This window comes from Streptomyces hygroscopicus subsp. hygroscopicus (assembly GCF_001553455.1).
GTDB classification, from domain to species: Bacteria; Actinomycetota; Actinomycetes; order Streptomycetales; family Streptomycetaceae; genus Streptomyces; species Streptomyces hygroscopicus.
Map to the genome: position 1 here is coordinate 1 of NZ_BBOX01000015.1, position 12590 is coordinate 12590.

The 12590-nt window shown below is 72.0% G+C and carries 8 protein-coding genes; 5 read left to right on the top strand and 3 right to left on the bottom strand.

What is annotated here, in order from left to right; translation table 11 throughout:
- The 3 genes from AXW62_RS46580 to AXW62_RS02765 form a co-directional block, all read left to right on the top strand.
- Positions 1–1610: VWA domain-containing protein (locus AXW62_RS46580; protein WP_159060799.1), on the top strand; the 1610-nt coding region annotated here is incomplete at its 5' end.
- A gap of 310 nt (positions 1611–1920) precedes the next feature.
- A complete protein-coding gene (metG, locus tag AXW62_RS02760) occupies positions 1921–3648 on the top strand; it encodes a methionine--tRNA ligase (protein WP_060943068.1) in 1728 nt (575 codons plus the stop codon).
- A 568-nt stretch (positions 3649–4216) separates the two neighbouring features.
- Positions 4217–4612 carry a hypothetical protein gene (locus AXW62_RS02765; protein WP_037647846.1) on the top strand — a complete coding sequence of 132 codons (396 nt, stop codon included), beginning with the start codon at positions 4217–4219 and terminating at the stop codon, positions 4610–4612.
- 11 nt (positions 4613–4623) lie between these two features.
- On the opposite strand, the gene AXW62_RS42370 is transcribed toward AXW62_RS02765, so the two are convergent.
- Entirely contained in the window at positions 4624–5541 is a 918-nt protein-coding gene (locus tag AXW62_RS42370; protein WP_060943084.1) for an intradiol ring-cleavage dioxygenase, read from the bottom strand.
- A gap of 301 nt (positions 5542–5842) precedes the next feature.
- On the bottom strand, positions 5843–7672 hold the full coding sequence (aspS, locus tag AXW62_RS02775) for an aspartate--tRNA ligase (protein ID WP_060943069.1): 1830 nt from the start codon (positions 7670–7672) through the stop codon (positions 5843–5845).
- Between the two features lie 120 nt (positions 7673–7792).
- Here aspS and AXW62_RS02780 point away from each other — a divergent pair, with 120 nt between their 5' ends.
- Positions 7793–9952 carry an ATP-binding SpoIIE family protein phosphatase gene (locus AXW62_RS02780; RefSeq protein WP_060943070.1) on the top strand — a complete coding sequence of 720 codons (2160 nt, stop codon included), beginning with the start codon at positions 7793–7795 and terminating at the stop codon, positions 9950–9952.
- 48 nt (positions 9953–10000) lie between these two features.
- Here AXW62_RS02780 and AXW62_RS02785 read toward each other — a convergent pair whose 3' ends face one another.
- Complete coding sequence (locus AXW62_RS02785; RefSeq protein WP_060943071.1) at positions 10001–11152, bottom strand: Dyp-type peroxidase; 1152 nt, start codon at positions 11150–11152, stop codon at positions 10001–10003.
- A gap of 67 nt (positions 11153–11219) precedes the next feature.
- Here AXW62_RS02785 and AXW62_RS02790 point away from each other — a divergent pair, with 67 nt between their 5' ends.
- Positions 11220–12563 carry a NosD domain-containing protein gene (locus AXW62_RS02790; protein ID WP_060943072.1) on the top strand — a complete coding sequence of 448 codons (1344 nt, stop codon included), beginning with the start codon at positions 11220–11222 and terminating at the stop codon, positions 12561–12563.
- Positions 12564–12590 lie beyond the last annotated feature (27 nt).

Genomic DNA, 12590 nt, shown 5'->3' on the forward strand with positions numbered 1-12590 from the left:
AGCCGAAGGCCGAAGCCGAGGACGACCGCGAACCGGACACCGCCGCCGTACCCACACACGCCGGAGAGCCCGCCACCGAGGACCCGACGACCAAGCCAGCGACCGAGGCGAGCGCAGACGCCAAGCCGAAGGCCGAGCCCAAGCCTGAAACCGAGGCGGCAGCAGAGAACTCCGCAGCCGAGGCGGAGGCGGCGGCAGAGGCCGACGTCGCGACCACGGCCGACGTCAAGACCGACGACGAGCCCGCCGAGGCCACAGCGCCGCAGGCCGATGCCGACGAGGCCGAGCCTGCGCCCGAGAGCGCCCCCGTACCCCCCACGGCAAGCGACGCGGAACCGACGACCGAAGCGGAGGCGGAAACCGCCACCGCGCCGGAAACGAACGCCACCGCCCCCGAGCCCGCTACCGAGGCCGACGCCAAGCCGGAGATGAAGCCGGAGGCCGAGCCTCAGACCGAGGCTGAGGCAGAGGCCAAGCCGGAGCCGGAGACCGACACCAAGCCGGAGGCCGAAACCGAAGGCGACCGCGAGCCGGAAACCGCTACCGCGTCCGCAGACGGTGAGGAGCCCGCCGCCGAGGCCCAGCCGACCGCAGCCGACGCAGACCCCGCCGCCGAGCCCCAGCCGGTCACAGCCGACGCAGACCCCACTCCCCAGCCCCAGCCCCAGCCCCAGGCCGAGCCTCAGACCGAGGACAACCCCGCGCCCGAGGCCGAACCGGTCGCAGCCGCCACCTCCACCGCCACCACCGCGACCACCACCGCGCCCAAGACGAAGGCCGAAGAACCCACCACCACCGCGCCCAAGACCGAAGCAACCGCAACAACCGCAACAACCGAAGTAACCGCAGCCCCCACCACCCCCACGGCCCCCGACGACAAGGCACCGGCGTCGGCGGCCGCCATCGCGCTCGGCGACCTCGAGGCGCGGGCCCCCGCCCTCGTGGGGTTCTACACCGCCGCGGGGGAGGCCATCCAGGCACATGGGCTGGCCGGGCAGCGGGCCGTGGTGTACCTCGTGCTGGACCGGTCCGGGTCGATGCGCGGGTACTTCAAGGACGGCACCGTGTCGCATCTCGCCGACCAGGCGCTCGCCCTGTCCGCGCACCTCGACACCTCCGGCACCGTGCCCGTCGTGTTCTTCTCCACCGACATCGACGGCACCGCCGAGATCGAGCTGTCCCAGCACTCCGGCCGCATCGAGGAGCTGCACGGTGCGCTCGGGCACATGGGGCGGACGAACTACCACACCGCCGTCAACGCCGTCATCGAGCACTACAAGGCGTCCGGCACCACCGACCCCGCGTTCGTGATCTTCCAGACGGACGGTGCGCCCACCGCCAAGACCGCTGCCGAGAAGGCGCTGTGCGAGGCGGCGGGGCTTCCGCTGTTCTGGCAGTTCCTGGCGTTCGGGGACCCGGAGGCGAAGGGGTTCGACTTCCTCCGCAAGCTCGACACCTCCCCCGCCCTCGCCGTTCCGGAGAAGCGGGCGGTCGACAACACCGGCTTCTTCCACGCCGGTCTCGACCCGCGTACGGTCGCCGACGCCGAGCTGTACGGGGAGCTCCTGAAGAAGTTCCCGGGCTGGCTGGCCGCCCGCGAGCAGAGCTGACCGGCGCCCCGCAGCACCACCGGACAGGCCCCGGGCGCCCCGCAGCCCAACCCGGGGCCCGCAGCCCGGGGCCCGGCCCGCAACCCAGGACCCACAACCCACAGGACCCACAACCCGGGGACCCGCACCCCATCAGGGCGTCCCACACCACAACCAGGGAGCCCGCAGCGCACCGGGGCCATCCGCCGCGGAGAACACCGCGCGTCCGCCGCGGAAACTCCGCGCGGGTGGCCCCCGTCACTCGGATACGATATGGGCGGCTCAGTAGAGCCAAAAGTCACTTACCGTATCGAATCGGGAGCAGCCTGCAATGGCTCGACACCTCATCACCAGCGCCCTTCCCTACATCAACGGGATCAAGCACCTGGGCAACATGGTGGGGTCCATGCTCCCGGCCGACGTCTACTCCCGCTATATGCGCCAGCGCGGCCATGACGTCCTCTACATCTGTGCCACCGATGAGCACGGCACCCCCGCCGAGCTGGCCGCCAAGGAGGCCGGGCTGCCGGTCGACGAGTTCTGCGCCCAGCAGCACGACGCGCAGAAGGCGGTCTACGACGGCTTCGGCCTCGCCTTCGACTACTTCGGCCGCAGCTCCTCCGCGCAGAACGTGCAGATCACCCAGACGATCGCGCGTGAGCTGAAGGCGAACGGGTTCATCGAGGAGCGCTCGATCCGCCAGGTGTACTCCAACGCCGACGGCCGCTTCCTCCCCGACCGCTACATCGAGGGCACCTGCCCGCACTGCGGCTACGACAAGGCCCGTGGCGACCAGTGCGAGAACTGCACCCGGGTACTGGACCCGACCGATCTGATCGACGCCCGCTCCGCGATCAGCGGCAGCAGCGATCTGGAGGTCCGGGAGACCAAGCACCTCTTCCTGCTCCAGTCCAAGCTGGCGGACGAGGTGGCCGCCTGGGTCGACGAGCACGGCAAGCACTGGCCGACGCTGGCCTCCTCGATCGCGCGCAAGTGGCTCAACGAGGGGCTGCAGGACCGGGCGATCACCCGCGACCTGGACTGGGGCGTACCGGTGCCGGCCGACACCTGGCCGGACCTGGCCGCCGAGGGCAAGGTCTTCTACGTCTGGTTCGACGCCCCGATCGAGTACATCGGAGCGACGAAGGAGTGGGCGGACCAGGACCCGGAGAACCGCGACTGGAAGTCGTGGTGGTACGACGTGGACGCGTCGGTCCGCTACACGGAGTTCATGGCCAAGGACAACGTCCCGTTCCACACGGTGATGTTCCCGGCCACCCTCCTCGGCACCCGGGACGTCTGGAAGAAGGTCGACTACGTCAAGGCGTTCAACTGGCTGACGTACTACGGCGGGAAGTTCTCCACCTCCCAGAAGCGCGGGGTGTTCACCGACGCCGCGCTCGAGGTGCTGCCCGCCGACTACTGGCGCTACTTCCTGATGGCGAACGCCCCGGAGTCCGACGACACCTCCTTCACCTGGGAGCACTTCACCGCCACCGTCAACAAGGACCTGGCGGACACTCTCGGCAACTTCGTCAACCGCGTGCTGTCCTTCTCCCGCAAGCGGTTCGGCGACGAGGTCCCGGCCGGTAAGGCCGCCGGGGAGGCGGAGGAGCGCCTGGGCGAGGAGATCGCGCGGCTGCTGGCGGAGTACGAGGAGCACATGGACGCGCTCCAGTTCCGCAAGGCCGCGGCGGCGCTGCGCGCCCTGTGGAGCGCGGGCAACTCCTACCTGGAGGAGAAGGCCCCCTGGCTGGAGATCAAGTCCGACCAGGAGGCCGCGGCCCTCACCCTCCGTACCGCGATGAACCTCATCCACCTCTACGCGATCGTCTCCGAGCCGTTCATCCCGGCCTCGGCGCGGGCCATGCGGTCGGCGTTCGCGCTGGGCGAGGACACCGCGACCTGGGTCGGCCGGGAGGAGGCGAAGGCGCTGGCGTCGGTCCCGGCGGGCACGGCCTTCACCGTTCCCCCGGTGCTCTTCGCCAAGATCACCGAGGAGGACCTGGAGTCCTACCGGCAGCGCTTCGGCGGCGCGGAGCAGAACGGCGCCGCATAGGCGGACACCCAGGGCCCGGCCCCGGCCCCCGGACAACCGGCCCCGGGCCCCGGGCCCCGGCCCCCGGGCCTCGGCCTCCGGACGACACCCGGAGAACCAGCCCCCGGGCCTCGGGCCCCGGCCTCCGGACGACGCCCCGGACAACCAGCCCCCGGGCCCCGGCACTCCCGGATCCGGAAGGCCGGGGTGCCCGGGCACCCCGGCCCTAGAGGACCCGAACACCCCGGACACGAACGCCCCGGACCTGGAAGACGCCGGACTCGGAAGGCCCGGAGCGTCCGAACCCGGAGCGCCCGGACCCGGCGCCGTCCGAACCCGGAGCGCCCGAGCCGGGCGCCACGCGAACCCGGAGTGTCCGGACACGGAGCCGTCCGAACCGGGAGTGTCCGGACACGGAGCCGTCCGAACCGGGAGCGTCCGGGCCCGGCGCCATCCGAACCCGGAGCCGTCCGGGCCCGGAGCCGTCCGGGCCCGGCGCCCGAGCGGTCGTTGATCGCCCGACAACCGTTCGTTTAGCCCCCTCGATGACCCTGTGGAGTCCACATCCGCCGGGAAATCGAGGAACGCAGTGCCGGACGCACGTGTCACGGTGACGGTCCACGGCCCCGACCCGCTCAGCCGGGCCGGGGTCGTACGCCATCTGGAACATCAGCCCAGCGTCGAGCTGGTCGACCGGCCGCGCCCGCTCAGCGACGAACCCCGCGGCGCCGTCGCCATCATGCTCGCCGAACGCCTCGACGACCGCGCCGGGGCGGAGCTGCGCCGCCTGGTGCGAGGCGGTCGGCAGCGGGTGGTGCTGATCGCGGGTGAGTTGCGGGAGACGGAGCTGATGGCGGTGATGGAGTACGGCGTGCGGGCCGTCTTATGGCAGCACCGGACCACCCCGAAGCGGCTGCTGCGCGCCGTGCACCGGGCCGCCCGCGCGGACCGCGGCGCGCCGTGCGGGGTGGACCGGAGGCTCTGACCCCGGGGGTTTCACAGATCCGTGCCGTCGTGGGTCGCGTCGGGGTCGACCCCCAGGGTGAGGCTCCCGACGACGCCCTTACCGATCCTCCCCTTGCGGTACGTCAGGTTCAGCAGCCCGCCCTGCGCGCCGTTGCCGGGGTAGATCCCGTCCTCGTCGAGGGTGGTGCGCTCGGTGGTGCTGGTGTTGTACGGAGCCACTTCGGCCGCGGCGAGCACCGCCTCCTCGGCGAAGAAGAGCTGTCCGGTGTGGCAGGTGTGGCCGCCCTCGTAACCGGCGTCGGTCAGCTTGCCGCCGACGTGCACCTTGGTGTGGATGTGCACACAGCGGCCCCGGTACCAGCCGGGGAAGACCGTGGTGAACTCGACGAAGCCGTGCCGGTCGGTGAGCTGCGTGCCGCGCAGGTACCGTTCGTCGTCGGTCGGCTCCTGGTGGCCGCCGCCGGGCGGGGCACCGGTCGGGGCGCCCGTCGGGGCGTCGGTGGGCGGCGTCCCGGTGGGGCTGCCGGTGGGCGGGATGCCGGTGGGGGTGCCGGTGGGCGGGGTGCCGCCCCCGCCGCCGCTCGAGCTCTCGTAGCCCGAGTAGATCCCCAGCGCATCGCAGTGCCAGATGTCGACGGCCGCCTTCGCCAGGGGCTTGCAGCTCTCGGAGTCGATCACTTTGAGGCGGAGGGTCATCGGGATGCCCTCCCGGTCCTCGGTGATGTCCTTAGTGATCTTGTCGGCGTCGATGTAGTACGGCCCCTCGGTCGTCTCCGAGGTGAGCCGGTAACAGACCTCCCCGGACGGGGAGGAGGCGGCGGCCGAGGGGGTGGCGGAGGCGGCGGACGCGGAGGTCTCGCCCGCCGAGGCGGTGGTGGCGACGGCCGCTCCCAGGCCCACCGCCGCGACCGCCGCGCCGCCCGCCATCACGGCCCGCCGTCTGGTCATGTCCCGCTGGGCCCGCGGCCGGGGCTGAGACTGGAACTGGGACTGGACCTGGGACCGGACCTGGAACTCGGGCTGCGAGGGCTCGGGGCCATTGCTCTGCTGTGGGGTCATGGCCGGGCACGCTAGGGAGGCAACCTGGCAACCGCATGGGTGCGGGCTGTGAATCGCTGTGGGAAGAGCGGCATGCGGCCATCCGCACAACGCGGCGGGGGCGCGCCGTCCGGCACGCCCCCGCCTGGGAACTGGTCGGCCCCGGTTATCCGGCGGGCTTCTCCGCCGCTCCGTCCGCCGTCTCGGCCGCCTACTCGGCCGCCTTCTCAGCCGACTTCTCGTCGGCCTTCTCGGCCTTCTCGGCCTTTCCGGCCTGCTTGATCTGCGGCGGCTTGCGCAGCGACAGGTGGAGCTCCCGCAGCCGGGCCTCGTCCACCTCGCTGGGCGCGCCCATCAGCAGGTCCTGCGCGTTGCCGTTGAGCGGGAAGGCGATGGTCTCGCGGATGTTGGGCTCATCGGCCAGCAGCATCACGATGCGGTCGACGCCAGGGGCGATACCGCCGTGCGGCGGGGCGCCGAAGTGGAACGCGCGCAGCATGCCGCCGAACTCGCGCTCCACCTCTTCCCGGCCGTAGCCCGCGATCTCGAACGCCTTGTACATGACCTCCGGCTCGTGGTTCCGGATGGCGCCGGAGGACAGCTCCACGCCGTTGCAGACGATGTCGTACTGCCAGGCCAGGATGGACAGCGGGTCCTTGGTCTCCAGAGCCTCCAGGCCGCCCTGCGGCATGGAGAAGGGGTTGTGGGAGAACTCGATCTGCCCGGTGTCCTCGTTCCGCTCGAACATCGGGAAGTCCACGATCCAGCAGAAGCGGAAGACGTTCTCCTCGAAGTGGCCGGCCCGCTTGGCGGCCTCGACCCGCACCGCGCCCATGATCTTGGAGACCTCGTCGAACTCACCCGCGCCGAAGAAGACCGACGTACCGGGCTTGCCCTCGACCTCGGCGATCAGCTTCTCGACGTCCTCATCGGTGAGGAACTTCGCGATCGGGCCGGTCAGCTTGGAGTCCTCGCCGATCCGGACCCAGGCCAGCCCCTTGGCGCCCTGGAGGGCGGCGAACTCGCCGAGCTGGTCGAAGAACTTCCGGGGCTGGTCGGCGGTGTCCGGCACGGCCAGCGCGCGGACGTGCTTGTCCGCGAACGCCTTGAAACCGGAGCCGGCGAAGACATGGCTGACATCCCTCAGCTCCAGCTTGGCCCGCAGGTCCGGCTTGTCGGAGCCGTACTTCAGCATGGCCTCGCGGAACGGGATCCGCGGGAACGGCGAGGTCACATGGCGGCCGCCGCCGAACTCCTCGAAGAGCTCGGTCATGACCTTCTCGATGACGCCGAAGACGTCCTCCTGCTCGACGAAGCTCATCTCGACGTCGAGCTGGTAGAACTCGCCCGGCGAGCGGTCGGCGCGGGCGTCCTCGTCGCGGAAGCAGGGCGCGATCTGGAAGTAGCGGTCGAAGCCCGCGATCATCAGCAGCTGCTTGAACTGCTGCGGCGCCTGCGGCAGCGCGTAGAACTTGCCCGCGTGCAGCCGGGAGGGGACCAGGAAGTCCCGGGCGCCCTCCGGCGAGGTGGCGGACAGGATCGGGGTCGCCAGCTCGTTGAACCCCTGCGCGGTCATCTTCTGCCGGATGGCGGAGATCACGGCGGAGCGCAGCATGATGTTGCGGTGCATGCGCTCACGGCGCAGGTCCAGGAAGCGGTACTCCAGCCGGCGCTCCTCGCCCACCCCGTCCTCGGGGAAGACGGTGAAGGGCAGCGGGTCGGCGGCGCCGAGCACCTCGACCTCGGTGACCTCGACCTCGATCTCGCCGGTCGGCAGGTCGGGGTTGACGTTCTCCGCGCCGCGGGCGATGACCCGGCCGTCGACCCGGACGACGGTTTCCTTGGGCGTGGAGCTCAGCACCTCGTTGGCGGGGGTGTCGGGCCGCACCACCAGCTGGACCAGGCCGTAGTGGTCACGGAGATCGATGAAGAGGATGCCGCCCAGGTTCCGTCGATTGTGGAGCCAGCCGGAGAGCCGGACGTCGGTGCCGACGTCAGCGGCGCGGAGCTGACCACAGGTGTGGGACCGGTACCGATGCATCATTCATCCAAGTCGTGTCGATCGGGAGGCGTGCGTACCCTCGGAAAGGCTTCCGGCCAAGCCTACCGGCGCCGCGACGCTCACTGGTAAGCGATTGGCAAATCCCCATAAGGTGGGCCAATGCGCACCGAGGACCTGCTGGCCGCCATAGCGACCGGCCTATGGCGTTGGGACAGCGTCTCGGGCGCCGTCAGCTACGACGCGGAGGCCGCCCGGCTGGTGGGGCTCCCCGCCGAGGCCGTCACCCTTCCCGAGGCCGCCGCCCGCGCCTGTTTCCACCCCGCGGACTGGCTGGAGATCAAGGCGATCGTCGAGCTGGCGGTCGCCGAGGGCACCCTCGCCGAGGCCCGGCTGCGCATCGTGGACGAGAAGGGCACCGTACTGCGGACCGTGCGCACCCGCTCCCGCCCGATCCCCCGCGGCGGCCCGGAGGACGGGTACTACCTGCTCGGCATCCTCCAGGAGGTCCCCGAGGCGCTGCCGGGCACCTCGGCCGTGGGCCCGCAGATCACCGGCGACTGGCGGCGCAACCGCGAGGCGTTCCTGCTGGACGCGGGGCGGGCGCTGGCGGAGGCGATGTCCACCGCCGAGGTGCTGCGGGTCGCGGCGGGGCTGTCCATGCCGGGCTTCTCCCCGGACGGGCTCGCGGTCTTCGGCGTCCAGGGCGACCGGATCTCGGTGATCGGCCACCACGGGCCCCGGGAGGCCGCCGATCACCCCTTTCAGGACATGGCGCTGGAGACCGACTGTCCGGCGGCCGAGGTGGTGCGCACCGGCCGGGCGGTCTATCTGCCCACGCCGGAGGAGTACCGCGGCCGGTTTCCGGCCGCCTGGTCGCTGGACCGGCCGCGTACCCGCCGGTCCTGGGCCTTTCTGCCGCTGATCGTCGCGGGCCGCACCATCGGCGCGTGGATGGCGGGATTCGCCTATCCGGTGTCGTTCTCGCCCGATGAGCGTTCGGTGCTGACCACGATCGCGCGGATGCTGGCCCAGGCGCTGTCCCGGGCCGCGCTCCAGGAGACCGAGCGGGAGCTGTCGGACGGGCTCCAGCGCTCGATGCTGCCCGCCGGCAAGCCCGATATCCCGGGGCTGGCGGTGGCCGCGCGCTATGTGCCGACCGGCGGCGGGCTGCAGGTCGGCGGCGACTGGTACGACGTGATCGGACTGCCCTCGGGGCGTACCGCGCTGGTGATCGGCGATGTCCAGGGCCACGATGTGCGCGCCGCGGGGATCATGGGACAGCTGAGGATCGCGGTCCGGGCGTACGCCTCCGAGGGGCACCACCCCGACGCGGTGCTCTCCCGCGCCTCCCGTTTCCTCGCCGGGCTGACCGGGCCCGAAGGACCGGACGGCCGGTACGACCCGAGGTTCGCGACCTGTCTGTACATGGAGGTGGACCCGGTCGCCGGCACCCTGGACATCGCCCGCGCGGGCCACCCGGACCCGGCGGTCCGGCTCGCCGACGGCACCATGATGATCAGGCCCACGGAGGGCGGGCTGCCGCTGGGCATCGACCCGGACACCGACTACCCGACCACCCGCGCGGTGCTGGAGCCCGGTGAGACGCTGCTGATGTGCACCGACGGGCTGATCGAGACCGGCGGCCACGACCTGGAGACCGGCTGGAAGCGGATCCGGGCGGCCTTCGAGCGGGCCGCCGCCGGGAGCGAGGGCCCCGACGATCTGGAGGCCCTCGCCGAGGCCCTGGTGCAGGCGGTGCACGGGCCGCCCTCCCACCACACCACCGGACCGCTCGCGGACCGGCGCGAGGACGACATAGCCCTGCTGCTGATCCGCCGGGAAGCGGAGGTGTGCCTGGTCGGCCCCGGTTCGGCGCCGGTGCGGCGGACGGCGGTCACGGTCGCGCAGGCGGAGCCGGAGCGCATAGCGGGCGCCCGCCGGCAGCTGCGCGACATGCTGCACGACTGGGCCGACCCCGACCAGGTGGAGTCGGCGGTGCTGATGCTCTCCGAGATGGTCACCAACGTCCTGGTGCACACCGACGGGGACGCCCTGCTGGTGGCCGAGGTCAGCGGGCGGCGCGGGTCCCGGCGGCTGCGGCTGGACGTCGCCGACAGCAGCGATGAGCTGCCGCACCGCCGGCGGCCGGGCGAGCTGGCCTCGTCGGGGCGCGGACTGCTGCTGATGGAGATGCTCGCCGACAGCTGGGGGGTCGATCCGCGCGGCGACGGCAAATGCATCTGGTACGAGCTGTACGAGACGAGCCCGGACCAGCGGCCCGGCCCGGACGCGGCGGACGGTGCGGCCCGCCACGCCTGATCAGCTCGCCGGGGCGGTACCGGGGCGGTACCGGGGCGGCCGGCCCGTTCAGCGGAAGAGCCGGGAACCGAGCGGGTGTTGTGCGTCGAAGCCGGGGAGGATCAGGAAGGTCGCGCTGGCGGTGGTGGTCGTGTAGGGCAGCAGGGCGTCGGAAGCGTCCATCCGGGTCAGGGTGTTGGTGAAGGTCCGTATGTCGTTCTGGAAGCTGATGAAGAGCAGTCCGGGAGCGGGCTGGTCGAAGCTGTAGGAGCGGCGGAGCATGAGGCCGACGCCGACCACGGCGGAGTGCGCTCTGCGGGCGTGGGCGTCGGCCGGGACGAGATAGCGTCCGTCCGGCGTCTTGGCGCCGAGGTCCGGGCCCGAGGCGATGGTGCCGCCGGAGAGGGGCACACCGGTGGCTCGGCGCCGCCCGAAGACCGCTTCCTGCTCGGCGACGGACAGCCTGGCGAACCGCGGCAGGTCGAGTTCCATGCGTCGCAGGACGGCGAGGGTGCCGCCGGCGACGGGAGCCGGCCCGGCCAGCCACAGGTGGCGTTGTTGTTCGGCCTTCGTGTGGGGGCCCACGATGCCGTCGACGAAACCGAAGAGGTTGCGCGGCGCGGAAACGCCCCGTTCCACCGGCACGTTGGCACCGCGGCTCCCGGACTGCCGCCAGCGTTCGCGTATCCGGTCACCGGCCCGCTCCAGAAGCGCGGCGGCCACGGCCGGCACCACCAGGGCGTCACCGGCGCAGATCTGTATCAGCAGGTCGCCGCCGCGCGCCCGGGGGGCTATCCGCTCGCGGGAGAACCGTGGCAGGTCCTCCGCACCGGGCAGGGCGGGATCGACCCGGCGCACCAGCCGGGGACCCACCCCGACCGTCACGGTCAGATCGCCCGGCTCCAGGCCCATCAGGCGCGCGTCGGTCCCGGTGGTGAGGGCACGGATGGCCTCGCCGAGCTCGGCCAGCAACCGGCGGACGGACACGCCGTCGGCCAGGTCGGCCACCACGGCCAGCAGGCTCCGCTGGGCGGGCTGCGGCAGCGTGATGCCCGCCTGGTACCGGCCGGTCGGGGACACGGACGGGGCCGGCGCGGGGGCCTCGGACCGGTCCGGCCGGTCGGACCGCGATTGGCATCCGGCGGAGAGGCCGACGGCGGTCACGGCACCGGTGGTACCGAGGAACGCGCGGCGTGACGGACGGGAATCGGCTTGGCGCACAGTGTGAACTGTGCCATATCCCTTCCGGAGCCTGCGACTCCGTCAGCGTCCGTGCCAGGATGAGGCCATGCCTCGTCTCCGTCTTCGCCTGATGGCCGCGGTGCTCGGAACTCTGGCCCCGGTCCTGGCCGGTTGCGGCGCGGACGATGACGGACCGGACGACGGCCGGCGGCCGTCGGGGACGCATGTGACGATCAATGTGCCGGCCGACGCCCCGACCATCTCGGCCGCGGTGTCCCTGGCCAAGCCCGGCGATCTCGTCCTGGTCGCGCCGGGCGTGTACCACGAGTCGGTGAAGATTTCCACCAAGGGCGTCACCCTTCGCGGCGCGTCCCGGCACAAGGTCGTCATCGACGGGCGCCTGACGCAGCCGAACGGCGTCGTCGTCGCCGCCCCCGGGGTGGCCGTGGAGAACCTGACCGTGCGGAACAACACCCAGAACGGGGTCCTGGTCACCGGTTCGGCGAAGGCGGCCGCCGGAATGCCGGGGCAGTCCGGCGGCTACGACACCGGCGACGAGCCCGTCACCTTCCTGAAGTCGTTCCTGGTCTCCCACGTGACCGCGACCCGCAACGGGCTGTACGGCATCTACGCGTTCTCCGCGCAGAACGGTGTCATCGAGCACTCGTACGCATCGGGCGCCGCCGACTCGGGGATCTACGTGGGACAGTGCAAGCCCTGTCACATCGTGGTGCGGGACAACATCGCGGAACTCAACGCGGTCGGCTATGAGGGCACCAACGCCGGCGGCGACATGTACGTGGTCGGCAACCGCCTGGTCGGCAACCGGGTCGGGCTCACCACCAACTCCGACCACCAGGAGAAGTTGCTCCCGCAGCGGGACGCCGTCATCGCGGGCAACCTGGTCGCGGCCAACCAGCAGGCGGCCACCCCGCAGCAGGCCGACGGCGGGTGGGGCATCGGCATCGGCGTCGACGGCGGCACCCACAACCAGTTCCTCCGCAACCGCGTCACCGGCAACAGCAACGCCGGGCTGATGATCACCGCGACCACCGACATAGCGCCGGACGGCAACCGGATCCTGGACAACACCTTCGCCGCCAACGGCGTTGACGTCGGCTGGACGTTCCCCACCGCCACCCGGGGCCGGGGCAACTGCCTGCGCGGCAACGATCTGCGGAAGACGGTGCCCGCCCGACTCGCGACCACCGCGTCCTGCCCGCGTCCCGCCCGGTCCTCCTCGCCGTCCGGCACCTGGGCGAAGCCGACGGCGCCCGGCGGCATCCCGTTCACCGAAGTGGCAGCGCCTCCGCGACAGCCGCAGTTCCCGCACGCCACCACCACGGGCGCGACCGCCGTTCCGGCCGTTCCGGCGCTCCCGGACGCGGCGGACATCCCGCTGCCGCCGGCGTCGCTGCTCGCCGCGGACGCGCGGGTGCGGACGTCCTGAGCGGCGGCTAGTAGGGTCGGGGACTGG